Source organism: Pseudomonas fluorescens group sp. PF-1 (assembly GCF_054481335.1).
Map to the genome: position 1 here is coordinate 811,061 of NZ_JBTMNG010000001.1, position 22,874 is coordinate 833,934.

At 60.6% G+C, this 22,874-nt stretch carries 25 protein-coding genes; 10 read left to right on the top strand and 15 right to left on the bottom strand.

Going from position 1 to position 22,874, the window contains the following annotated elements; all coding sequences use genetic code 11:
- Nucleotide 1: 1 nt before the first annotated feature.
- Both lolB and ACX3YD_RS03905 read right to left on the bottom strand, forming a co-directional pair.
- A complete protein-coding gene (gene lolB, locus ACX3YD_RS03900) occupies nucleotides 2–619 on the bottom strand; it encodes a lipoprotein insertase outer membrane protein LolB (RefSeq protein WP_047533176.1) in 618 nt (205 codons plus the stop codon).
- Nucleotides 620–623: 4 nt separating this feature from the next.
- The gene (locus ACX3YD_RS03905; RefSeq protein WP_458959301.1) at nucleotides 624–2,348 is read right to left on the bottom strand and encodes a tetratricopeptide repeat protein; all 1,725 of its coding nucleotides are present in this window, start codon (nucleotides 2,346–2,348) and stop codon (nucleotides 624–626) included.
- A gap of 214 nt (nucleotides 2,349–2,562) precedes the next feature.
- Here ACX3YD_RS03905 and hemA point away from each other — a divergent pair, with 214 nt between their 5' ends.
- The 6 genes from hemA to ACX3YD_RS03935 all read left to right on the top strand — a co-directional run bounded on the left by hemA (nucleotide 2,563) and on the right by ACX3YD_RS03935 (nucleotide 7,933).
- Nucleotides 2,563–3,852, top strand: coding sequence for a glutamyl-tRNA reductase (hemA, locus tag ACX3YD_RS03910; protein WP_090465049.1), 1,290 nt, complete (start codon nucleotides 2,563–2,565; stop codon nucleotides 3,850–3,852).
- Nucleotides 3,849–4,931, top strand: coding sequence for a peptide chain release factor 1 (gene prfA, locus ACX3YD_RS03915; RefSeq protein ID WP_103405117.1), 1,083 nt, complete (start codon nucleotides 3,849–3,851; stop codon nucleotides 4,929–4,931). The genes hemA and prfA overlap by 4 nt, the downstream gene beginning before the upstream one ends.
- A complete protein-coding gene (prmC, locus tag ACX3YD_RS03920) occupies nucleotides 4,932–5,762 on the top strand; it encodes a peptide chain release factor N(5)-glutamine methyltransferase (protein WP_458959302.1) in 831 nt (276 codons plus the stop codon).
- Nucleotides 5,756–6,511, top strand: coding sequence for a molybdopterin-synthase adenylyltransferase MoeB (locus ACX3YD_RS03925; protein ID WP_047533163.1), 756 nt, complete (start codon nucleotides 5,756–5,758; stop codon nucleotides 6,509–6,511). The genes prmC and ACX3YD_RS03925 overlap by 7 nt, the downstream gene beginning before the upstream one ends.
- Nucleotides 6,504–7,295, top strand: a complete 792-nt coding sequence (murI, locus tag ACX3YD_RS03930) for a glutamate racemase (protein ID WP_458959303.1) — start codon at nucleotides 6,504–6,506, stop codon at nucleotides 7,293–7,295. Before ACX3YD_RS03925 ends, murI begins: the two co-directional genes overlap by 8 nt.
- A gap of 119 nt (nucleotides 7,296–7,414) precedes the next feature.
- Nucleotides 7,415–7,933: an acyloxyacyl hydrolase gene (locus tag ACX3YD_RS03935; protein ID WP_090465038.1), complete on the top strand. Its 519-nt coding sequence runs from the start codon at nucleotides 7,415–7,417 to the stop codon at nucleotides 7,931–7,933.
- A gap of 67 nt (nucleotides 7,934–8,000) precedes the next feature.
- Here the strand turns inward: ACX3YD_RS03935 and ACX3YD_RS03940 are convergent, their stop codons facing one another.
- The 11 genes from ACX3YD_RS03940 to ACX3YD_RS03990 form a co-directional block, all read right to left on the bottom strand.
- The gene (locus ACX3YD_RS03940; protein WP_007981864.1) at nucleotides 8,001–8,306 is read right to left on the bottom strand and encodes a YkgJ family cysteine cluster protein; all 306 of its coding nucleotides are present in this window, start codon (nucleotides 8,304–8,306) and stop codon (nucleotides 8,001–8,003) included.
- A gap of 61 nt (nucleotides 8,307–8,367) precedes the next feature.
- Complete coding sequence (locus ACX3YD_RS03945) at nucleotides 8,368–9,639, bottom strand: class I SAM-dependent methyltransferase (protein WP_458959304.1); 1,272 nt, start codon at nucleotides 9,637–9,639, stop codon at nucleotides 8,368–8,370.
- Nucleotides 9,626–10,441, bottom strand: coding sequence for a DUF1365 domain-containing protein (locus ACX3YD_RS03950; RefSeq protein ID WP_458959305.1), 816 nt, complete (start codon nucleotides 10,439–10,441; stop codon nucleotides 9,626–9,628). The genes ACX3YD_RS03945 and ACX3YD_RS03950 overlap by 14 nt, the downstream gene beginning before the upstream one ends.
- Nucleotides 10,438–11,685, bottom strand: coding sequence for an NAD(P)/FAD-dependent oxidoreductase (locus ACX3YD_RS03955; RefSeq protein ID WP_458959306.1), 1,248 nt, complete (start codon nucleotides 11,683–11,685; stop codon nucleotides 10,438–10,440). Before ACX3YD_RS03955 ends, ACX3YD_RS03950 begins: the two co-directional genes overlap by 4 nt.
- Nucleotides 11,682–12,464, bottom strand: a complete 783-nt coding sequence (locus ACX3YD_RS03960; protein ID WP_458959307.1) for an SDR family NAD(P)-dependent oxidoreductase — start codon at nucleotides 12,462–12,464, stop codon at nucleotides 11,682–11,684. The genes ACX3YD_RS03955 and ACX3YD_RS03960 overlap by 4 nt, the downstream gene beginning before the upstream one ends.
- Nucleotides 12,461–12,883 carry a nuclear transport factor 2 family protein gene (locus ACX3YD_RS03965; RefSeq protein ID WP_458959308.1) on the bottom strand — a complete coding sequence of 141 codons (423 nt, stop codon included), beginning with the start codon at nucleotides 12,881–12,883 and terminating at the stop codon, nucleotides 12,461–12,463. The genes ACX3YD_RS03960 and ACX3YD_RS03965 overlap by 4 nt, the downstream gene beginning before the upstream one ends.
- Nucleotides 12,876–14,321 (bottom strand): deoxyribodipyrimidine photo-lyase, encoded by a 1,446-nt coding sequence (gene phrB / locus ACX3YD_RS03970; protein WP_458959309.1) that lies wholly within the window; start codon nucleotides 14,319–14,321, stop codon nucleotides 12,876–12,878. The genes ACX3YD_RS03965 and phrB overlap by 8 nt, the downstream gene beginning before the upstream one ends.
- Before the next feature lie 13 nt (nucleotides 14,322–14,334).
- Entirely contained in the window at nucleotides 14,335–15,276 is a 942-nt protein-coding gene (locus ACX3YD_RS03975) for a MerR family transcriptional regulator (protein ID WP_103405125.1), read from the bottom strand.
- Nucleotides 15,276–16,235, bottom strand: coding sequence for a YbgA family protein (locus ACX3YD_RS03980; protein ID WP_458959310.1), 960 nt, complete (start codon nucleotides 16,233–16,235; stop codon nucleotides 15,276–15,278). The genes ACX3YD_RS03975 and ACX3YD_RS03980 overlap by 1 nt, the downstream gene beginning before the upstream one ends.
- Nucleotides 16,236–16,350: 115 nt before the next feature.
- Nucleotides 16,351–16,566: a TIGR02450 family Trp-rich protein gene (locus ACX3YD_RS03985; protein ID WP_103405127.1), complete on the bottom strand. Its 216-nt coding sequence runs from the start codon at nucleotides 16,564–16,566 to the stop codon at nucleotides 16,351–16,353.
- A complete protein-coding gene (locus ACX3YD_RS03990) occupies nucleotides 16,563–17,549 on the bottom strand; it encodes an NAD(P)/FAD-dependent oxidoreductase (RefSeq protein ID WP_047533123.1) in 987 nt (328 codons plus the stop codon). The genes ACX3YD_RS03985 and ACX3YD_RS03990 overlap by 4 nt, the downstream gene beginning before the upstream one ends.
- Nucleotides 17,550–17,747: 198 nt before the next feature.
- Between ACX3YD_RS03990 and ACX3YD_RS03995 the strand changes: the two genes are divergently transcribed.
- Nucleotides 17,748–18,650 (top strand): TIGR01777 family oxidoreductase, encoded by a 903-nt coding sequence (locus tag ACX3YD_RS03995; protein WP_458959311.1) that lies wholly within the window; start codon nucleotides 17,748–17,750, stop codon nucleotides 18,648–18,650.
- Nucleotides 18,651–18,663: 13 nt separating this feature from the next.
- Nucleotides 18,664–19,689, top strand: a complete 1,026-nt coding sequence (hemH, locus tag ACX3YD_RS04000; RefSeq protein WP_458959312.1) for a ferrochelatase — start codon at nucleotides 18,664–18,666, stop codon at nucleotides 19,687–19,689.
- 52 nt (nucleotides 19,690–19,741) lie between these two features.
- Here hemH and ACX3YD_RS04005 read toward each other — a convergent pair whose 3' ends face one another.
- Nucleotides 19,742–21,016: a uracil-xanthine permease family protein gene (locus ACX3YD_RS04005; RefSeq protein WP_047533114.1), complete on the bottom strand. Its 1,275-nt coding sequence runs from the start codon at nucleotides 21,014–21,016 to the stop codon at nucleotides 19,742–19,744.
- Nucleotides 21,017–21,018: 2 nt separating this feature from the next.
- Nucleotides 21,019–21,657 carry a uracil phosphoribosyltransferase gene (gene upp / locus ACX3YD_RS04010; RefSeq protein WP_047533111.1) on the bottom strand — a complete coding sequence of 213 codons (639 nt, stop codon included), beginning with the start codon at nucleotides 21,655–21,657 and terminating at the stop codon, nucleotides 21,019–21,021.
- Between the two features lie 164 nt (nucleotides 21,658–21,821).
- Between upp and ACX3YD_RS04015 the strand changes: the two genes are divergently transcribed.
- Both ACX3YD_RS04015 and ACX3YD_RS04020 read left to right on the top strand, forming a co-directional pair.
- The gene (locus ACX3YD_RS04015) at nucleotides 21,822–22,379 is read left to right on the top strand and encodes a hypoxanthine-guanine phosphoribosyltransferase (protein ID WP_047533108.1); all 558 of its coding nucleotides are present in this window, start codon (nucleotides 21,822–21,824) and stop codon (nucleotides 22,377–22,379) included.
- A 4-nt stretch (nucleotides 22,380–22,383) separates the two neighbouring features.
- Nucleotides 22,384–22,857 carry a WbuC family cupin fold metalloprotein gene (locus ACX3YD_RS04020; protein ID WP_458959313.1) on the top strand — a complete coding sequence of 158 codons (474 nt, stop codon included), beginning with the start codon at nucleotides 22,384–22,386 and terminating at the stop codon, nucleotides 22,855–22,857.
- Nucleotides 22,858–22,874 lie beyond the last annotated feature (17 nt).

Below are 22,874 nucleotides of genomic sequence, written 5' to 3' on the forward strand. Positions count from 1 at the left end.
GTCATTGCCCCAGCTTGCGTGGTTGCCAGGCCTTGATCACCAGCGTGACATCGAGGTCGGTGCCGTGCAGCTTGATGCGCTCGGGCAACCAGTAGCCGTTTTGCTCGGTGTAGGCGGTGTACTCGACCTGCCAGCCATCTTGTTCAAGACTGGCCAGGCGGCTGTCGCCATCTAGGGTCAGGCGGCTCTTGCTGTCCGGAGCCGGAAGCCCGCGAACCCACCAGGCCAGATTGGACACCGGCAACTTCCAGCCCAGTTGTTCTTCAAGCAGGACTTCCGGGCTTGGCGCTTCATAGCGACCCTGGTTGGCAACTTCCAGAGAAACCTTGCCGGGCCGCCCGGTCAGGCGTGCCGCCCCGCGACCCAGGGGGCCGGAAAGGCGGATGTCGTAATAGTCCTGGCGCTGCAGCCAGAACAGCGTGCCGCTACCCGAATCCTTTGGCGCGCGAATGCCGATCTTGCCGTCGATCTGCCAGCCATCCAGGGCGGCAAGCTGCTGTTTGTGCTCGCGCCATTGGGCGGGGTTACCGTGGCCCTCGACGGATTCGCGGGCACCGAAGCCCGCGCAACCGGCGAGCAGGGCGATGAAACTGAAAACGATGATGTGGCGCAAAAACATAATCTTAAAGAGTCTCTGATCCGGTCAGGCGCTTGATGGTACCGCGCAGTGTTGGGCTGTCAGGCTGTTCCTTGAGGAACTTGCCCCATATTTGCCTGGCTTCGCGCTGTTTGCCATTGGCCCACAGGACTTCACCCAGGTGTGCGGCGACTTCCTGATCTGGGAAGCGTTGCAATGCCTGGCGCAGCAGGCGTTCGGCTTCGTCGAGGTTGCCCATGCGGAAATTCACCCAGCCGAGGCTGTCGAGCACCGCCGGGTCTTCCGGATTGATCTGGTGAGCCTGTTCGATCAGGGCCTTGGCTTCGGCGTAACGTGTCGTGCGGTCGGACAGGGTGTAGCCCAGGGCGTTGAGCGCCATGGCATTGGCCGGGTCGTGCTTGATGATCAGTCGCAGGTCTTTTTCCATCTGCGCCAGGTCATTGCGTTTTTCCGCCAGCATGGCACGGGTGTAAAGCAGGTTCAGGTCGTCGGGGTATTGCTGCAGGGCTTTTTCCAGCACATTCCAGGCTTTGTCGCCCTGTTTGTTGGCGGACAGGGTTTCCGCCTCGATCAGGTACAGCTGGATCGCGTAGTCCGGTTGCTCGTCGCGTTCCGTCGCCAGGCGGGATTGGGCTTCGGCGGTCCTGCCGTTGTTCATCAGAATATCGGCCTGACGCAATTGTGCCGGCAGGTAATCGTTGCCCGGACCCACCTGGCCGTACTCGATCAACGCGCCCTGCGGGTCATTGCGCTCTTCGGCGATCCGGCCGAGGTTCAGGTGTGCCGAATCGACATGGCTTTCCCGGGCGATCAAGTCTTCCAGATAGCCCTTGGCCTCGTTCCAGGCCTTGGCTTCCAGGCAAACCAGCGCCAGGGAGTAACGCAATTCGTCGTCTTCGGGATATTGCTGGACCAGGCTCGAGAACTCGGCTTTGGCGTCGTCCATCCGGTCCTGTTCAACCAGCATGCGCGCATAAGTCAGGCGCAGGCGTTTGTCGTCCGGATATTTCTTGATGCTTTTTTGAAGCAGCGGCAAGGCCTCGTCACCGCGATCGAGGGTTTGCAGCAGGCGTGCGCGCAGCAGAATCGGGGCAATTTCGCCATCGTCGGGCGGATTGTCTTCGAGCAGGGTCAGCGCACCTTTGGAGTCGCCGTCCTGTTGCATCAGCAAGGCCTTGCCGAAAATCAGCTGACTATTGTGCGGATGGCGCTGCAATAAACGGTCGAAACTCTTCATCAAACCGTTACGCGTATCCTGGTCGGTGTCGGACGCGGACAAGGCCAGGAAGTCGAAGTGGGTGTCGCCCTTGCCTTGCAGGACTTTCTCCATATAGACCATGGAGTCGTCGTAGCGCCCGGCGCGGGCCAGTTGTACGGCAGCGGCCCGTTGCGCCTCGAGGTCGTCCGGGGCGTTCCGGGCCCAGATCAGCGCGGTGTCCAGGGCGGCCTGATCGGCGCCCAGGTACTCGGCGATGCGGAATGCCCGCTCGGAAATGCCCGGATCCTGGGTATTGATGGCCTGGGTCACATAGTTGTCCAGGGCAATGTCGAAACGATTGCGCTGGCCAGCCAGTTCGGCGCTCAGCAGGCTGAAGACCGTGTCTTCGCTGAATGAGCTGTAAACCTTGGGCTTTTCAGGCGCCGAAGTGCTGTCTTCGGCCGGCGACGTACTGTCCGACGATACGGGTGCCAAGGCCTGGCAGCCGCTGAGGAAGACAAAAGCGAGGAGCAACGCGGAGGATCTATTCATATAGGAAGAGGACGACTAACCTGCGGTCGGATCATCATGACACAAGCCTTGGGTCAAACATAACCGGCCTGCCATTTTCGCATGTGCACGCCTGTAAACGAGAATGTCTCGCAATACGGGCATGTGCCCGCCATGGCAATAGATATCGAATAGTTGTTCTGATTCCGTCGAAGTAGGACAATTGCCGGCTTCACGTCACCATCAGCGACTTTGAATGGCCTTCCTTGCACTCGGTATTAACCATAAGACTGCTTCAGTAGACGTCCGCGAGCGCGTGGCCTTTACCCCTGAGCAGCTGGTGGAGGCCTTGCAGCAGCTCTGCCGACTCACCGACAGCCGCGAAGCTGCGATCCTCTCCACCTGCAATCGCAGTGAGCTCTATATAGAACAGGATCACCTGTCGGCGGATATCGTCCTGCGCTGGCTGGCCGAATACCATCATTTGAGCCTCGAGGAACTGCGCGCGAGCGCCTATGTGCACGAAGATGATGCGGCAGTTCGTCACATGATGCGGGTGGCTTCCGGGCTCGATTCGCTGGTGTTGGGCGAACCGCAGATTCTTGGCCAGATGAAATCGGCCTACGCCGTGGCTCGGGAGGCCGGCACCATCGGCCCGCTGCTCGGACGCCTGTTCCAGGCCACGTTCAATGCCGCCAAGCAGGTGCGCACCGACACCGCCATCGGTGAAAACCCGGTGTCCGTGGCGTTCGCCGCAGTCAGCCTGGCGAAACAGATTTTCAGCGACTTGCAACGCAGTCAGGCCTTGCTGATCGGCGCCGGCGAGACCATCACCCTGGTCGCCCGCCATCTGCATGACCTCGGCGTAAAGCGAATCGTGGTCGCCAATCGCACGCTGGAGCGGGCGAGCCTGCTGGCCGAGCAGTTCGGTGCCCACGCGGTGTTGCTGTCGGACATCCCGGCGGAACTGGTGCGCAGCGACATCGTCATCAGTTCCACTGCCAGCCAATTGCCGATCCTGGGCAAGGGCGCCGTGGAAAGCGCCCTGAAACTGCGCAAGCACAAACCCATTTTCATGGTGGATATCGCCGTTCCTCGGGATATCGAGCCAGAAGTCGGCGAGTTGGACGACGTTTACCTGTATAGCGTCGACGATCTCCATGAGGTGGTCGCCGAGAACCTCAAGAGCCGGCAAGGCGCTGCGCAAGCGGCTGAAGAGATGGTGTCGGTCGGTGCCGAAGATTTCATGGTCCGCCTGCGCGAATTGGCGGCGGTGGACGTGCTCAAGGCCTATCGTCAACAAAGCGAACGCTTGCGCGACGAAGAATTGCAAAAAGCCCAGCGTCTGCTGGCCAACGGTGCCAGTGCCGAAGATGTGCTGCTGCAACTGGCCCGTGGACTGACCAACAAATTGATGCACGCACCCAGCGTGCAGTTGAAAAAGCTCTCTGCCGAAGGTCGCCTCGATGCGCTGGCGATGGCCCAGGAACTCTTTGCCCTCGGTGAGGGCTCATCGGAAAGCTTTTCGGATAAGAAACCGCAATGAAAGCGTCACTGCTCAATAAGCTGGACATCCTCCAGGACCGTTTCGAGGAATTGACCGCCTTGCTTGGCGATGGCGAGGTCATTTCCGATCAGAACAAATTCCGCACCTATTCCAAGGAATACGCGGAAGTCGAGCCGATCGTCGAGACCTATAAACAGTTGCTCAAAGTGCAGGGCGACCTGGAAGGCGCCCAGGCATTGCTCAAGGACAGCGACCCGGACATGCGCGAGATGGCCGTGGAAGAAGTCCGCGAAGCCAAGGAGCGCCTGGTCGAACTGGAAGCCGGCCTGCAACGCATGCTGCTGCCCAAGGACCCGAATGACGGGCGTAACGTGTTTCTGGAAATCCGCGCGGGTACGGGCGGTGACGAGGCGGCGATTTTCTCCGGCGACCTGTTCCGCATGTATTCGCGTTACGCCGAGCGTCGCGGCTGGCGGGTGGAAATCCTCTCCGAGAACGAGGGTGAGCACGGCGGCTATAAAGAAGTCATTGCACGCGTGGAAGGCGACAACGTCTACGGCAAGCTGAAATTCGAGTCCGGTGCGCACCGCGTGCAGCGGGTTCCGGCCACCGAATCCCAAGGGCGCATCCATACCTCGGCCTGCACAGTGGCCGTATTGCCCGAGCCGGATGAGCAGGAAGCGATCGAGATCAACCCGGCGGACCTGCGGATCGACACTTATCGTTCCTCCGGTGCCGGTGGTCAGCACGTCAACAAGACCGACTCGGCGATCCGTATCACCCACTTGCCGTCGGGCATCGTGGTCGAGTGCCAGGAAGAACGTTCCCAGCACAAGAACCGTGCGCGGGCGATGTCCTGGCTGTCGGCCAAGCTCAACGATCAGCAGACCAGTGCCGCCGCCAATGCCATTGCCAGCGAACGTAAATTGCTGGTGGGCTCGGGTGATCGCTCCGAACGCATTCGCACCTACAACTTCGCCCAGGGCCGGGTCACCGACCACCGGGTCAACCTGACGCTGTATTCCCTCGACGAAATCCTCGCCGGCGGCGTCGATGCGGTGATCGAGCCGTTGCTGGCCGAATATCAGGCCGATCAACTGGCGGCGATAGGTGAGTAAATGACGATCATCGCCAGTTTGTTGCGCGCCGCCGATCTGCCCGACTCGCCCACGGCGCGTCTGGATGCCGAATTGTTGCTGGCGGCAGCGTTGGGCAAGTCCCGCAGTTTTCTGCACACCTGGCCGGAGCGTATCGTTCCGAGCGAAGCGGCGCTGACGTTCGCCGAATACCTTCAGCGCCGCCGCAGCGGTGAGCCGGTGGCCTACATTCTGGGTCAGCAGGGTTTCTGGAAGCTCGACCTGGAAGTGGCGCCGCACACGCTGATCCCGCGTCCGGACACCGAGCTGTTGGTGGAAGCCGCGCTCGAACTGTTGCCGGCCACACCGTGCACAGTCCTCGACCTTGGCACCGGCAGCGGTGCCATTGCCCTGGCCCTGGCCAGTGAGCGTTCGGCGTGGAAGGTCACCGCCGTCGATCGCGTACCGGAGGCCGTGGCTCTGGCCGAACGCAATCGCCAGCGTCTGAACCTGAACAACGCCACAGTGTTGAGCAGTCATTGGTTCAGCGCTCTGGAAGGTCAGCGTTTTCAGTTGATCATCAGCAATCCGCCCTACATCGCGGCAGCCGATCCGCATCTGGTGGAAGGCGATGTGCGCTTCGAGCCGGCCAGTGCCCTGGTGGCCGGTGTCGACGGGCTCGACGATCTGCGCTTGATCGTCGCCCAGGCGCCGGAGCATCTGGAGGCCGGTGGCTGGCTGATGCTTGAACACGGTTACGACCAGGCCGAGGCGGTGCGTGATTTGCTGCTGACCCGTGGCTTTGAAGAGGTCCACAGCCGCACCGATCTGGGCGGTCATCAACGCATCAGTCTGGGGCGCCTGCCATGCTGAATGATCAGGAATTGCTGCGCTACAGCCGGCAGATTCTGTTGCACCACATCGATATCGACGGCCAGTTGCGCTTGAAAGAAAGCCGCGTGCTGATTGTCGGCCTCGGTGGGTTGGGTGCGCCGGTGGCGTTGTATCTGGCCGCGGCGGGTGTCGGCGAGTTGCATCTGGCGGACTTCGATACAGTCGACCTGACCAACCTGCAGCGCCAGATCATTCATGACACCGACAGTGTCGGCATGAGCAAGGTCGATTCGGCGATCCAGCGTCTGACGGCCATCAATCCCGAGGTTCAACTGGTCGCCCACCGCACGGCGCTGGATGAAGATTCCCTGGCGGCTGCGGTGGCGGGTGTGGACCTGGTCCTCGACTGTTCGGACAATTTCTCCACCCGTGAAGCGGTCAATGCCGCTTGCGTAGCCGCCGCAAAGCCGCTGGTCAGTGGCGCGGCGATTCGCCTTGAAGGGCAGTTGTCGGTGTTCGACCCGCGTCGTCCGGAGAGTCCGTGCTACCACTGCTTATACGGACACGGCAGCGAGGCCGAACTGACCTGCAGCGAGGCCGGGGTGGTCGGTCCGCTGGTGGGCCTGGTCGGCAGCCTGCAAGCCCTTGAAGCGCTGAAGCTGTTGGCGGGTTTCGGCGAGCCGCTGGTGGGGCGCCTGTTGTTGATCGATGCCTTGGGCTCACGCTTTCGTGAATTGCGAGTCAAGCGCGACCCGGGTTGCAGCGTTTGTGGGCCAAAGCATGCGTGAAGCGCCGATTGGCGTGTTCGACTCCGGCGTCGGTGGGCTGTCGGTGCTGGCCGAGATCCAGCGTTTGTTGCCCAACGAGTCACTGCTGTACGTCGCCGATTGCGGCAATATTCCCTACGGCGAGAAAACCCCGGAATTCATCCGGCAGCGTTGTAGCGTCATGGCCGGTTTCTTTCAACGGCAGGGCGCCAAGGCCCTGGTGCTGGCCTGCAACACTGCCACCGTAGCGGGCGTTGCCGACCTGCGACGCAATTACCCGCAATGGCCTATCGTCGGCATGGAGCCGGCGGTCAAGCCGGCCGCTGCCGCGACCCGCAGTGGCGTGGTCGGCGTGCTGGCCACGACCGGTACATTGCAGAGTGCCAAGTTCGCGGCATTGCTCGATCGTTTCGCCACGGATGTGCGCGTGATCACCCAGCCTTGTCCAGGGCTGGTGGAGCTGATTGAAAAGGGTGATCTGCACAGTCCCGCACTGCGTCAATTGTTGGCCGGTTACGTCGAGCCCCTGCTTGCCGAAGGTGCTGACACCATCATCCTGGGCTGCACCCATTACCCTTTCCTCAAGCCGATGCTCAAGCAGATGATCCCCGATGACATCAGCTTGATTGACACCGGCGCCGCTGTTGCGCGCCAACTTCAGCGTCTGCTGGCCGAGCGCAATTTGCTCGCGCGAGGCCCTGCTCGCGCGGCGCAATTCTGGACCAGTGCCGATCCCCTACACTTCGCAAATATTTTGCCGATACTGTGGAATACCGCTGGCGTTGTGCAAAGCTTCAACGAGTAAGAAGGTTGTGGGGCAAGCGAATAATTGGGGTGAACTTCTGATAAATCGCCGACTTCTATAGCTGTGAGTGTCGAGCAACAAAAAAACCAAACGTAATCGTTCGGAAAAGGAAGTTTCTAATGAAGCGACTATTCTGCTTGGCCGCGATTGCGGCCGCACTGATGGGGCACAGTTTTACCGCACAAGCGGCAGGTGTGGAATTCGGGATCGGCCAGACCAGCGACTCGACCATGACTTATCGATTGGGCATGCAGTTCGATTGGGACAAGAGTTGGTGGCAGAGCGATGTCGGCCGCCTGACCGGTTACTGGAGTGGCGCCTACACCTACTGGGAAGGCGACAAGAGTGCCAGTAACAACAGTCTTTCGTTCTCGCCAGTGTTCGTTTACGAGTTTGCCGGCCAGAGCGTCAAACCGTACGTGGAACTGGGGGTAGGCGTGGCGTTGTTCTCCAACACCCAGGTCGAAGACAATCACCTGGGCAGCGCCTTCCAGTTTGAGGACCGCTTGGGTTTTGGTCTGCGTTTTGCCGGCGGGCATGAAGTCGGTATTCGGGCCACGCATTATTCCAACGCAGGGATGACCAACCCGAACGACGGCACAGAGAGTTACGCGTTGCACTATACGATGCCGTTGTAACGATCACGGCCTGGACAATTTGTCGTGCCCCTCTGTGGGAGCCTACTGGCCCCCACAGAGCGCACATTCAGCGATACGCCGTGGAAATGCCCTGGCGCTCATCGATGCATTCCGGCGCGCCCATCTCGAATTCCCGGCAAATCAGCGGGCGCTTTTCGTAGATGGTGCACATCATCGTGTTGCGATCCAGCGCGGCGCACCAGCCGTCGTCCAGGCGCAGCATGACTTCCCCACCCCAGTCATCGGTATCGATGAACCGCTCGGGCACGCCTGTGTCGGTGATCAGCATGACTTCGAGCTGGCAGCAGCAGGCTGCACAGGTCGAGCACGTGACGGCCGGTTCGGCGATTTGCGTGTGAGGTATGGTTTTCATGGCGCGCAGTGTAAGTCAGTCGCCCGCCGCTGTGTGAACACTCAGACGGGACGCCCGGTCATCAAGCATCGAAGCGACCCAACAGCGGCGCCGTGATTGCCGAAGGCTTGGCCAGCAGCAGTTGCGCGGTGCCGATGGTGCGCTCCATAAAGCCGCCTTCGCAGTAGCACAGGTAAAACTCCCACAGTCGCAGGAAATAGTCGTCGTAACCCAGCTCACTCAAGCGACCCTGGGCGCGGCGAAAATTCTCGCGCCACATACGCAAGGTTCGAGCGTAATGCAGGCCGAAGTCTTCCATGTGCAGCAGGTTCATGTCGGTGTCGCGGCTCACGATCTCCAGCATCTTCTGCACACAGGGCAAGGCGCCGCCGGGGAAGATGTAGCGTTGAATGAAATCGACGCTGTTCCTGGCCTGTTCATAGCGCTGCTCGCGGATGGTGATGGCTTGCAAGAGCATCAGACCGTTGCTCTTGAGCAGCTGAGCGCACTGCTTGAAGTAGGTCGGCAGGAAGCGATGGCCGACAGCCTCGATCATCTCGATCGATACCAGTTTGTCGTATTGGCCAGTGAGGTCGCGGTAGTCCTTGAGCAGCAACGTGACCTGATCTTGCAGTCCGAGGGCATCGATGCGTTGTGCGGTGAAGGCATATTGCTCTTTGGACAAGGTGGTGGTGGTGACTTTGCAGCCGTAGTGTTGGGCCGCGTACAGCGCCATGCTGCCCCAGCCGGTGCCGATCTCCAGCAAGTGATCCGTTGGTTTGAGGGCCAGCTTCTGGCAAATCCGCTGCAGTTTGTTCAACTGCGCCTGTTCAAGGCTGTCCTCATCGGTCAAAAACTGCGCCGCCGAATACATCATGGTTGGGTCGAGAAACTGCTCAAACAGGTCATTACCCAGGTCGTAGTGGGCGGCGATGTTTTTCTGCGAGCCCTTGCGGGTGTTGCGATTGAGCCAGTGCAGGGCCTGGATCAGTGGCCGGCCGAGTTTCGCCAGGCCACCTTCGAGGCCATCGAGCACATCAAGGTTGCTGACGAACACCCGCACCACCGAGGTCAGGTCCGGCGAACTCCAGTAGCCCTGGATGAACGCTTCGCCCGCGCCAATCGAACCGTTGCTCGCCACCAGTCCCCAGGCTGCGGCATCGAGGATATGGATCTCCCCCAGCAATTCATGGCTGGCACTGCCGAACACATGGCGTACGCCATCTTCGATCAGCACCAACTGTCCGTGTTTGAGTTGCGTCAATTGCCGAAGCACGCCGCGACGCAGCAGCGATCCGGTCAGGCCCTGGGTATTGAACAAGTTGGCTTTGGCCGAGACGCTAGAGGCTTTCATGGTGGCGATCCTTGGGCAGGGTGGTGGCGATTTGAACGTTGCCGTCGGCCGTCTGATGAGCAAACAACGGTACGCGCTTGAGCAACAGGCGCAGGGCTTGCCAATAGATGGCCAGGGCAGTTTTCGCGGTCATCCATGGAAAGCGTCGCAAGTAACGGTGCAGGCTGGCGCGATCGAGGGGTTCGCGTTCGAGCGTGAGCGTGGCGTCGAACAGTTTCTCTTCGCCCTGCCAGTCGGCCAAGTGCACGCCAAGTCGTTTGGCCACCGGGCTGAAGCTCATGCGGTACTGGATATCGCGCGGCAGGAATGGCGACACGTGAAAAGCCTTGGGCACGGCAAAGTGTTGATGAAAATCCAACAGGTCCTGCGGTGCCTTGGCAGGCAACACGTAGTGATAACGCTCGCGCCACGGCGTGTTGCTGACTTCGCAGACGATTGCCGCCAGTTGCCCATCGGCTTCATGGCAATAGAAAAAACTCACCGGATTGAACGACAAGCCCCAACTGCGCGGTTGGGTCAGCAGGCAGATCGAGCCTTGCGGCACATGGCCGATGGCTTCGCCGACCAGCTGGCGTACGGCGTCGATCAGGCGCATGCCGTTGCCGGTGTACGCCTTGAGGTAATCGCGTTCACGAAATGAAAACGGCGCAAAGCGGCTGACCCCCGCCAATCCTGACAGGCCGAGCACCGCATCCTGTTCATCGAGGTCCAGGTACAGCAGGCCGATCCGATAGCGGAAGGCGTGGTGCCGAGGGGCAAAGCGTCGATGGGCGATCCAGCCGCTGTAAAGGGCGCTGTTCACAGGGTTTCTCCAAAGGCGCGGGCCACATGCAAGGCGCTGACCACGCCGTCTTCATGGAAACCGTTGGCCCAGTACGCGCCGCAGTACCAGGTGTGCTGTTGCCCGTCCAGTTCTCCCCGGCGCGCCTGGGCCGCCACCGCCGCCAGGCTATATTGCGGGTGGGCGTAGGTGTATTTGGCGAGCACTTTGAACGGGTTGATGGCGGCGCTCTGGTTGAGGCTGACGCAGAACGTCGTGTCGCTCTGGATGCCTTGCAGGATGTTCATGTCGTAGGTGACGGCGGCACGTGTATGGCCAGCGCCGCCGAGACGAAAGTTCCAGCTGGCCCAGGCGAGTTTTCGCTGTGGAAGCAGGCGTGTGTCCGTGTGCAACACCACCTCATTGTCGGCGTAGGGCAGGGCGCCGAGGATCGATTGTTCGGCTTCGCTGGGCGCTGCCAACAGTTGCAGGGCCTGATCGCTGTGGCAGGCGAACACCACCTTGTCAAAACGCTCGCTCCCGGCGTGACTGTGGATAACGACACCCTCTGCATCGCGTTCGACTCGCATCACTGGGCAGTTGAGGCGGATTTTCTCGCGGAAGCTGGCGGTCAATGGCGCGATGTAGGCGCTTGAACCGCCTTCGATGACCTGCCATTGCGGCCGATTGCTCACGGACAGCAAGCCGTGATTCTTGAAAAACCTGACGAACGAGTGCAGCGGGAAGGCCAGCATGTCAGCCATGGGCATCGACCAGATCGCCGAGCCCATCGGCACAATGTAGTGCAGGATGAAACGCCCGCCGTAGCCGCCGGCTTTCAAGTAGTCGTCCAGCGTGGTATCGGGCTTGATCCGCTGTTCTTCCAGGTCACGCAGGGCTTGTTTGTTGAAGCGCAGGATGTCCCGCAGCATGCCCCAGAATCCCGGCGACAGCAGGTTGCGGCGCTGGGCGAACAGGCTGTTGAGGTTGTTGCCGTTGTATTCCAGGCCGCTGTCGGGGTCGGTGACTGAGAAGCTCATTTCGGTGGGCTTGAAGCCCACGCCGATCTGGCCCAGCAGACGAATGAAATTCGGATAGGTCCAGTCATTGAACACGATGAAGCCGGTGTCCACGGCATAGCGGTGACCATCGACGGTCACGTCCACCGTGTGGGTGTGGCCGCCGATCCAGTCGCTGGCCTCGAACAGGGTGATCTCATGGCTGCGATTGAGTAGATACGCACAAGTCAGCCCCGAGATACCGCTGCCGATAATGGCAATGTTCACGGCTCGTCCTTGATCGGTGGATGGCTGCGAACCATGCGTTTGCCGATCGCCAACTTCATCCGGCCGGGCAACTTCGACAAGGGCCAGAGGGCGGCCATGAACAACCCTGGAAACGCGATTTCCAGCGGTCGATCCTTGAGTTTGGCGAAGATGTGCCGCGCGGCTTTATCCGCCGGCCAACTGAGAGGCATGGGGAAGTCGTTTTTTGCGGTCAGGGGGGTGTCGACGAATCCGGGGCTGACCACGGTGACTTCGATGCCTTCCGGTGCCAGATCGATACGCAGCGATTCGAACAAATAACGCATCCCGGCCTTTGAGGCGCCGTAGGCTTCGGCCCTGGGCAGCGGCAGGTAGGTCACGGAACTGGCCACGCCCACCAGGTGCGGCGCAGTGCCTGCCCGCAACAGTGGCAGCGCGGCTTCGATGCAATAGCTGCTGGCAAGCAGGTTGGTACGCACCACATGTTCGATGATCGAGGCATCGAACTGCCGGGCATCCACGTACTCGCAGGTGCCGGCGTTGAGGATCACTGTATCCAGCGAGCCCCAGTCCTCGGCAATCTGTTCGCCGATTTCACGCACGGTCTGGCTGTTGGTCAGGTCTCCCGCCACCACCAGCACTTGTCCCGGATAACGTTTGGACAAGACTTTCAACGGGGCCACCGAGCGTGAGCTGACCGCCAGGTGGGCGCCGGTCTTGAGGATTTCTTCGGCCAACGCGGCGCCAATACCGCTGCTGGCGCCGGTCAGCCAGTATCTTCGTGGAGGTGTAATGCTCATCCCATTCTCCTTTTCAGCCAGGCAATCGCCCGGCCCAAAACCGGTAGATGTTCATAAAGCAGTGCCCCGGCATCGAAGTAATCCCGGTGGCAATAGACCTTGTCGCGCCAGCGCAGGTGCGAACAACCGTCGACCCGGATCAGCCGGCCACCCGCCAGGCGCGGATGGCGATAACTCATGACCCAGCGCAAATAGCCTTCGCCTTCAGTGATCTGGTCGAAACCATGAAGGTCGAAGCGCAGCTCGCTGACGTTGGCGTAAAGCTCGGTGAAGTAGCCGCGCAGTTGCCCGAGACCCTGCACTTCGTGCAGCGGATCGGTGAAGCGCACGTCGTCGGTGTACAACTCGCCGAGGCGTTGCAGATTGTCTTTATCCAATTGCGCAAACCGCTGGGCGAACTGGCGCAGGAAGCTACTCATCCTGACCTCCGGCGTTCTGGCGTGACGGCAGGTTCTTGAACGCCGCCAGGGCGCGAGCACGGGACGCGTTCAGATCGACGATCGGGGGCGGATAATCCGCCACGCCGAACAAGCCACCGAGTTTCGCCGGGTTGTGCACTTCCTTTTTGTTCAGCCCGGCCAGTTCCGGCAACCAGTGCTTGATGAACACGCCTTCGGCGTCGAATTTTTCCGACTGGCTCAGCGGGTTGAAAATCCGGAAGTAGGGTGCCGAGTCAGTGCCGGTCGATGAGCTCCATTGCCAGCCGCCGTTGTTGGCGGCCAGGTCACCATCGATCAGGTGACGCATGAAAAAGCGTTCGCCCTCGCGCCAGTCGATCAACAGGTTCTTGGTCAGGAACATCGCCACCACCATGCGCAAGCGGTTGTGCATCCAGCCGGTTTCCAGCAATTGGCGCATGGCCGCGTCGATGATGGGTACGCCGGTACGCGCTTCTTGCCAGGCCGTCAGTTCTTCTGGAGCGTCGCGCCAGGCCAGGGCTTCGGTTTCCGGGCGGAAGGCGCGGTGACGGGAAACCCGTGGGTAGCCCACCAGAATGTGTTTGTAGAACTCGCGCCACAGCAGCTCATTGATCCAGGTGACAGCGCCGACCTTGCCGCTTTCGAATTCGCCCTGATTGCTTTGCAGCGCCGCGTGCAGGCACTGGCGAGGGGAAATCACCCCGGCGGCGAGGTATGCGGAGAGTTGGCTGGTGCCGGGTTTTGCCGGGAAGTCACGCTCGCTCTGGTAGTAGTCGATCTGGACGTCGGCGAAGGTGTCGAGGCGGCGGCGGGCTTCGGCTTCACCGGCCGGCCACAACGCGCGCAAGCTGTCGCCGGGTGTATCGAAACCCTGGACCTGTGCCGGGATCGGATCGCTGATGATGTTCAGCGGCGCTTGAGCCCTTGGCGCGCTCACCAGGCGCGGCAATGATCGATGCAGGCGTTCGTAGCACACCTTGCGGAATTGGCTGAAGACCTGGAAGTAGCTGCCCGTCTTGGTCAGTACGCTGCCGGGCTTGAACAGCAGTTGATCCAGGTAACGGCGGGCGTCGATGCCTTGGGCCTTGAGCCGATCGGCCACCGCGGCATCGCGGCGGGTTTCATGCAGGCCGTACTCTTCGTTGAAGTGCACGGCGTCGACGTTCAACTGCCGGCACAGGTCCAGCAGCACCTGGGGTGCATCGTCCCAGCGCGGGGCGTTGCGGATCAGCAGTGGAATGTTCAGTTCGCCCAACGCCTGGCTCAGCGTCTTCAGGTTACGTAACCAGAAGTCGACTTTGCACGGCGCGTCATCGTGTTCCAGCCATTGCTCCGGGCTCGGCAGATACACCGCCACGCAGGGGCCAGCCGCAGCGGCGGCCGAGAGTGCGGTGTTGTCGTTCACGCGCAAGTCACTGCGCAACCAGATCAATTGCATGGGAATGCCCGCATTAAATAAGCCCGCGCTGAACCAGTACTTGATGAGCTGCCAAAGGATCTTCAGCCACGTACAGATCAGCGATCTCTGATGTTTTTACGGACAACTCGGCGTGGTGGATGCATACCGTTGGTCCGGCGATCATTTTTGGGCAACTCACGCCATTGAAAAGTTTCGGCAGCTGCGAAGGCGTGATGGCTTTGCTGGAATACAGCAGGACGCCACGGGGTTGCAGATGATCGACCGCCAGCGCCAGTTCGCCGGCGGGCAGGGGCCAGTCGAACACTTCCACCGGGCAATCGGCACTGCTGATCAGCCACGCGGTCAGCCACAGGTGTGGTTCCAGGGGCAGGTCCGAGTGGTTGATCAACAGCAACGGCGCGGTGTGTAGCTGACGATTGTTATGGTAGATGCGCGCGCCGAATTTGCTGCGCAGCCAGGAATACACAAACACCCGCTCCATTTGCGCACCGAACTGGCCTTGCCAGCGTTGCTCCAGGTCGGTGAGCAATGGCATCAGCAGTTGTTCGCACAAGGTCCGCGGTGGATACAGGGCCATGGCCTGGTTGACGGTGTCGTCCAGGGTGCGCTCGGATAACGTCGCAACGGCTTGCAACAAGGTCTGGCGAAGACGCTGCCAATCGTTCTCCGCGGACTCGCTGAAGTCTTGCGGGGTGTCGAGCAATTGCTTGACCTGGCTGACGGCCACGCCGCGATTGAGCCAGGTGAGGATGGTCAGGATGCGTTGCACATGTTCGGTCGAGAACAGTCGATGCCCCTTGGGCGTGCGCTGCGGCACGATCAGGCCGTAGCGTCGCTCCCAGGCGCGCAAGGTGATGGCGTTGACCCCGGTTTGCCGGGCCACTTCGCGGATCGGCAGCCAGCCCTCATCCAGGGCTTTCTTGAAATCGGCGCCAAGGTCTTCGCTGGCGCTACTGTCGAGAGGGACTTTCATCAGATGGCGTTTCGCAGGCTGAGGTTTTCCGGGTGCGGTTGCAGGTAAACCTGCTGCGCGATGTATGGGTCCGGGTGCTGGCGAAAGTAGTGCTTGAGCAGCGTCAGCGGCACCACCAATGGCACGATGCCGTGGCGGTACTGGCCAATGACGTGTTGCACTTCCTGTTTATCCTCGGCGCTGATTGCCTGTTTCAAGTAACCGCTGATGTGATGCAGAACGTTGGTGTGGGTGCGGCGGGTCGCGCATTTTTTCAGGGCTGCCATCAACTCGCTGAAATAGCGTGGGCCAAGCACCTTCGGGTCGGTGCGGCCCATGCTGCCCAGCAGATTGCCCAGGGTTTTGTATTGCACCGGGTTGTGGGCCATCAGCAGGTATTTGTAGCGCGAGTGGAAGTCTGTGAGACCGCGTCGGGTCAGGCCTTCTTTCAGCAATTGCTGCCATTCGCTGTAGGCGAATACACGGGTGAGAAAGTTTTCGCGCAGCACCGGGTCGTTGAGTCGGCCGTCTTCTTCCACCGGCAAATCCGGATGCAAGGAGCAAAACGCCTGGGCATAGATGCCTTGGCCGCCACCGTCCTGCGGTGCGCCATTGGCGCGGTAGACCTTGACCCGCTCCAGTCCGCAGGACGGCGATTTCTGCATGAAGATGTAGCCGCTGATATCGCGTAGCTCGGCCGCCATTTTGCGGCCGTAATCGGCCAATGGCTGAGTGACATTGATCTCGCGGTTGATCGTGCCGACGGCTTCGGGTTGATTCGGATCACCCACCAGCCGGATCGGCTCCCGGGGAATGCCAAGGCCAATCGCGACTTCCGGGCAGACCGGCACGAAATCGAAGTAGTCGGTGAGGACGCGGCTGCACAGTCGCGATTCCTTGTGCCCGCCGTTGTAGCGCACTTCTGCGCCCATCAGGCAGGCGCTGATGGCGATTTTTGGTTTGGCAGGAGATGGGAGCATTGGAGCACCTCAAAATCAAAACCTATACAGATGTCACGATCTGTACAACATAGGTTCATCATAGATTCAAAGGTGTACAAGTCAAACAATTTGCACAAGTTTTTCCGAGGCGTGCCTACAGCCAGCCGAACTTCCAGTGATCCTTATCGCAAAGGGCCTGCCACTTGAGCTGTTCGCTGCGTTGGGTCAACACCGCTTGCAACTCGACCTCCAGCACCTCCCCTTCGTCGTTGCGGATCAGCTCGGTCACCAGAAAGTGTTTCTCGCGGTTTTGCGGATGGGCTGCTGTCCATTTCGACAGCAGCAACTTGTTTGGGTTGATGCGGTTCACTGGAGGTGCTCATGCAAGCGGCGGGCGGCTTCCTGACCGCTGAGCCAGGCGCCTTCCACGCGTCCGGACAGGCACCAGTCGCCACACGCATACAGGCCCAGGTCGGCATCGGCCAGCGTGCCCCACTCATGGCTGCTCGCGGGACGGGCATAGAGCCAGCGGTGGGCGAGGCTGAAGCTCGGGGCGGGCATGGCACTGTGCAGCAACTCGGCGAAGGCGCCGTGCAGTTGTTCGATCACGGCTTCTTTCGGCAGGTCGATGTGTTGGCGACTCCAGGCGCTGGTGGCATGCAACACCCAGGTATCGAGGGTGTTGTCGCGGCCCGGTTTACTGCGGTTGCGTGCCAGCCAGTCCAGCGGACTGTCCTGCACGAAACAGCCTTCCATGGGGGTGTCCAGCGGGGTTTCGAACGCCAGTGCGACCGCCCAGGTAGGGTCCATTTTCACCCCGGCGGCGGCACCGGCAAGCTTCGGCGCGGAGGCCAGCAACGCGGTTGCCTGAGGCGCCGGCGTGGCGATCACCACATGGCTGAAGGGACCATGGGTGAAGCCTTCGGCGTCTTGCAGGTGCCAGTGTTCTTCGCCGCGATAGACCTCGGTGATGCGACAGGCGAAATGCACTTCCAGGTCGCCGAGCAAAGCGCGGGTGATGGCGCTCATGCGCGGCGTACCGACCCACCGGGTCTGTTCGTCCGGTGACAGGTTGAGCTGGCCGCCATGAAAGGTGTACAGCTGCGGCGTCCATTCGGCGACCCAGCCGTTGGCTTGCCAGCGCTGCACTTCGGTGACGAAGCGGCGATCGCGAGCGGTGAAATATTGTGCGCCCATGTCCAGGGCGCCCGCGTCGCTACGCTTGCTCGACATGCGTCCGCCACTGCCGCGGCTTTTATCGAAAAGTTGAACGACATGCCCTGCATCTGTCAGGGCTTGTGCGGCGGATAATCCGGCAATGCCGGTGCCGATGATCGCGATAGGTACAGTCATAAGGGCCTCGTTTACCTTTCTGTACAGACTACGCCGGGGTTTAAACCTGTACAATATTGTTTTTTGGTATAACTTTTAGCGTTCTTGTTCTGACAGCTTGGCCTATTGTTAAACACAGAGCCTGCCCGATACCAAAAGATCCCTTGCTTATAAAAATAGACTAGTGATCAGGGTAAAACGCCACGTGAGGAAGATGTCATGCACATATTGCTGACCGGCGGTACTGGTTTGATAGGACGTCAGCTCTGCCGACACTGGTCGAGTCAGGGGCATCGCCTGACAGTCTGGAGCCGGACGCCTGAAAAAGTCGCGAAAATCTGTGGCGATCAAGTGCGTGGAATCGCTCGGCTCGAAGACCTGGGCGCCGCCCCCGTCGATGCCGTGGTGAATCTCGCCGGCGCACCGATCGCGGACCGTCCATGGACTCACAAACGCAAAGCCTTGTTGTGGAGCAGCCGTATCACCCTGACTGAAACCTTGCTGGCCTGGCTTGAAGGCCGTGAGCACAAGCCACAGGTATTGATTTCCGGGTCGGCGGTCGGTTGGTACGGTGATGGTGGCGAGCGCGAGCTGACCGAGGAATCACCACCGATCAACGAAGATTTCGCCAGTCAGCTTTGCACCGCCTGGGAGGAAACCGCGCAGCGCGCCGAGGCTTTGGGGATTCGTGTGATCCTTATACGCACCGGGCTGGTGTTGTCGGCCGAAGGCGGCTTTTTGTCGCGGCTGTTGTTGCCATTCAAATCAGGGTTGGGCGGCCCGATTGGCAATGGTCGCCAGTGGATGCCATGGATCCATATCAACGACCAAATCGCCCTGATTGATTTTCTTCTGCATCGCAATGAAGCCAGCGGTCCATATAATGCCTGCGCACCGAAGCCGGTGCGCAATCGCGAATTTGCCAAAACGTTGGGCAGCGTGCTCCACCGCCCGGCGTTCATGCCGTTGCCGGCCTTTGTATTGAAGATCGGCCTGGGCGAGTTGTCATTGTTACTGCTGGGCGGTCAGCGAGCCACTCCGGTTCGTTTGCTACAGGCGGGTTTCACTTTCCAGTTCACTGATTTGCGCGCGGCCCTGGACGATCTGTCCGGCCGCCTCTGAAATAGGATGTTGCATGACGGATCACGCATTGCTTCTGGTCAACCTGGGCTCACCAGCCTCCACCTCGGTGGCGGATGTACGCAGCTACCTCAATCAGTTTTTGATGGACCCGTATGTGATCGACCTGCCATGGCCGGTTCGGCGCTTGTTGGTGTCGCTGATCCTGATCAAGCGCCCCGAGCAATCGGCCCATGCCTATGCCTCGATCTGGTGGGAGGAGGGCTCGCCACTGGTGGTGCTCAGCCGTCGCCTGCAACAGGCCGTGACTGCCCACTGGAAGCATGGCCCGGTGGAGCTGGCGATGCGTTATGGCGAACCGTCCATTGAGTCGTCGCTGCTGCGTCTGGTGGCGGCAGGAATCAAGCGAATCACCCTGGCGCCGCTTTATCCACAGTTCGCCGACAGCGCCACCACCACGGTGATCGAAGAAGCCAGGCGGGTGGTGCGCGAAAAGAAACTCGACGTGCAACTGTCGGTGCTCCAGCCGTTTTACGATCAGCCGGAATACCTCGATGCCCTGGTGGCCAGCGCCAAACCTTATCTGCAACAGGACTACGATCACCTGTTGTTGAGCTTTCACGGGTTGCCTGAGCGCCACCTGACCAAGCTCGATCCGACCGGCCAGCATTGCTTCAAGAATGACGAATGCTGCAGGAATGCTTCGCCGGCCTCCCTGGCGACCTGTTACCGCGCCCAATGCCTGCGTAGCGCGGCTGAATTTGCCAAGCGCATGGGCTTGCCGGACGGCAAGTGGTCGGTGTCATTTCAATCGCGACTGGGCCGCGCGAAATGGATTGAACCCTACACCGAAGCGCGCCTCGACGAACTGGCCAAGAGTGGCGTGAAAAAGGTGCTGGTGATGTGCCCGGCGTTCGTCGCCGACTGCATCGAGACACTGGAGGAGATCGGTGATCGCGGACGGGAGCAATTCCGCGAAGCGGGCGGCGAGGAGTTGGTGCTGGTGCCGTGCCTCAACGATGACCCGCAGTGGGCGCGGGCGTTGAGTGCGTTGTGCGAGCGAGCGCCGTTGGCGCTGTAGGCCTACAACCTGTGGCGAGGGAGCGAGCGCCCTCGCCACAGGGGATCATCTGTTACAGCAGCGGCTCATCCGCCTTCTTGTGCTTCCAGCTGTCATTGCCCGGCAGAATCAGGTTCAGCGCAATCGCCACCACCGCGCACAGCGCGATGCCTTTGAGGCCGAAGTCATCGGGGCCGGTGCCGGTGCCGACCAGTACGCCGCCAATCCCGAACACCAGGGTCACCGACACGATCACCAGGTTGCGTGCTTCGCCCAGGTCGATCTTGTGGCGAATCAGCGTGTTCATGCCCACGGCCGCGATCGAGCCGAACAACAGGCAGAGAATCCCGCCCATCACCGGCACCGGAATGCTTTGCAGCAGTGCGCCGAACTTGCCGATGAACGCCAGGCTGATGGCGAAGATTGCCGCCCAGGTCATGATTTTCGGGTTGTAGTTCTTGGTCAGCATCACCGCGCCGGTGACTTCGGCGTAGGTGGTGTTCGGTGGACCGCCGAACAGGCCGGCAGCGGTGGTGGCAATGCCATCGCCGAGCAGGGTGCGGTGCAGGCCGGGTTTTTTCAGGTAATCGCGACCGGTCACGCTACCCACGGCAATCACACCGCCAATGTGCTCGATGGCCGGAGCCAGGGCCACCGGAACGATGAACAGGATCGCCTGCCAGTTGAATTCCGGCGCAGTGAAGTGCGGGATGGCGAACCAGGGGGCGGCGGCAATTTTCGCGGTATCGACCACGCCAAAGTAGAACGCCATGGCAAACCCCACCAGCACGCCGGAAATGATCGGCACCAGGCGGAAAATGCCTTTGCCGAACACCGCGACGATCAGGGTGGTCAGCAACGCTGGCATCGAGATCATCATCGCCGTCTGGTAATGAATCAGCTCAGTGCCGTCACCGGCCTTGCCCATCGCCATGTTGGCGGCAATCGGCGCCATGGCCAGGCCAATGGAGATGATCACCGGGCCGATGACCACGGGCGGCAGCAAACGGTCGATGAAACCGGTGCCTTTGATCTTCACGGCCAGGCCGAGGAAGGTGTAGACGAAACCGGCCGCCATCACGCCGCCCATGGTCGCGGCCAGGCCGAACTGGCCTTTGGCGAGGATGATCGGGGTGATGAAGGCAAAGCTCGAGGCCAGGAACACCGGCACCTGACGCCCGGTGACGATCTGGAACAGAATCGTCCCCAGGCCGGCGGTAAACAGCGCCACGTTCGGGTCCAGGCCGGTGATCAGAGGCATCAGCACCAAGGCGCCGAAGGCCACGAACAGCATCTGTGCGCCGGACAGTACCGTGCGCCAGAGCGGATCGTTGAACTCATCCTGCATGGTCAAGCGTCCTTCTGCTTGGTGCCGAAGATCTTGTCACCGGCATCGCCCAGGCCCGGGATGATATAACCGTGCTCGTTCAATTTTTCATCGATGGAAGCGGTGTAGATGGTCACGTCCGGGTGAGCTTTCTCGACCACGGCGATGCCTTCCGGCGCAGCCACCAGCACCATGGCGCGGATGTCCTTGCAGCCCGCTTTCTTGAGCAGGTCGATGGTGGCGACCATCGAGCCGCCGGTGGCGAGCATCGGGTCGATGATCATCGCGAGCCGTTCGTCGATTTCAGGTACGAGTTTTTCCAGATAGGTGTGGGCTTCGAGGGTTTCCTCGTTGCGGGCAACGCCCACGGCGCTGACTTTGGCGCCCGGGATCAGGCTCAGCACGCCTTCGAGCATGCCGATGCCGGCGCGCAGGATCGGTACTACAGTGATTTTCTTGCCGGCGATTTTCTCGACCGACACCGTGCCGCACCAACCTTCGATATCGTAGGTTTCCAGCGGCAGGTCTTTGGTGGCTTCATAGGTCAGCAGGGCGCCGACTTCCTGAGCGAGTTCACGGAAATTCTTGGTGCTGATGTCTGCGCGGCGCATCAGGCCAAGTTTATGACGGATCAGCGGATGGCGGATCTCGAGGATGGGCATGGGAAAGGCTCCGGCGGCGGGCAAAAAAACCGGCCTAGATTAATCTATCCGAGGGTGTTGTCCTATAGACATTCAGTACGTTAGTCCACAAACGCTTGATCTGACCTCGCTTGATGCGTACCTTTGCCCGCTTTTCCCGAATCCGTCACCCCCTGGAGAGCACCATGTCCGCTGATCTCGAGCATATCCGTCAAATCATGCGAGAGGCTGACTGCCTGTACACCGAAGCTGAAGTCGAGGCGGCCATCGCTCGCGTCGGTGCGCACATCAACGAACAACTGGCGGACAGCAATCCGGTGGTGTTCTGTGTGATGAACGGCGGGTTGATTTTCGCCGGCAAACTGCTGACCCATCTGCATTTCCCGCTGGAAGCTTCCTACCTGCACGCCACCCGCTATCGCAACGAAACCAGCGGCGGCGAACTGTTCTGGAAGGCCAAGCCGGAAGTGTCGTTCATCGACCGCGACGTGCTGATCATCGATGACATCCTCGACGAAGGTCACACCCTGGGCGCGATCATCGACTTCTGCAAACACGCCGGCGCGCGCAAAGTGCACACTGCCGTGCTGATCGACAAGGACCATGACCGCAAGGCGCGTCCGGACCTCAAGGCCGACTTCGTCGGTCTGCCGTGCATCGACCGTTACATCTTCGGCTACGGCATGGACTACAAAGGCTACTGGCGCAACGCCAACGGGATTTTTGCCGTCAAGGGTATGTAAGACCATGACCAACGCGAGCTTTCTTGATCAAACGCTGTTCGCTGAGCTGGCCGAGAAAGCCGCGGCCAACCCTCGCGGGCGCCAGCATCACAATTTCCACCAGATGGAAGAGGCTTGTCACCGCATGGCGGTGGGGTTGCAGCCCTCGACCTATATTCCGCCTCACCGGCACCTGGGGGAAAACAAGGCTGAAACCTTGCTGGTCCTCAAGGGGAAACTGGGGTTGTTGATCTTCGACGAATCCGGCGCAGTGCTGAGCAAGTCTGTCCTGCAGGCTGGAGGCGATTGCGTTGGCGTGGACCTGCCAGCAGGCGTGTTCCATGGTCTGGTGGCGCTGGAGGCCGACAGCCTGATGTTCGAATGCAAGGCCGGTCCTTACCGTCCGGTGGGTGAAGGCGAGCAGGCCCACTGGGCACCGCGTGAAGGTGAACCGGGTGTCGCGGAGTATCACGCCTGGATGCGCGCGCAGTTCGACTGAACCATGACCTGCAGGAG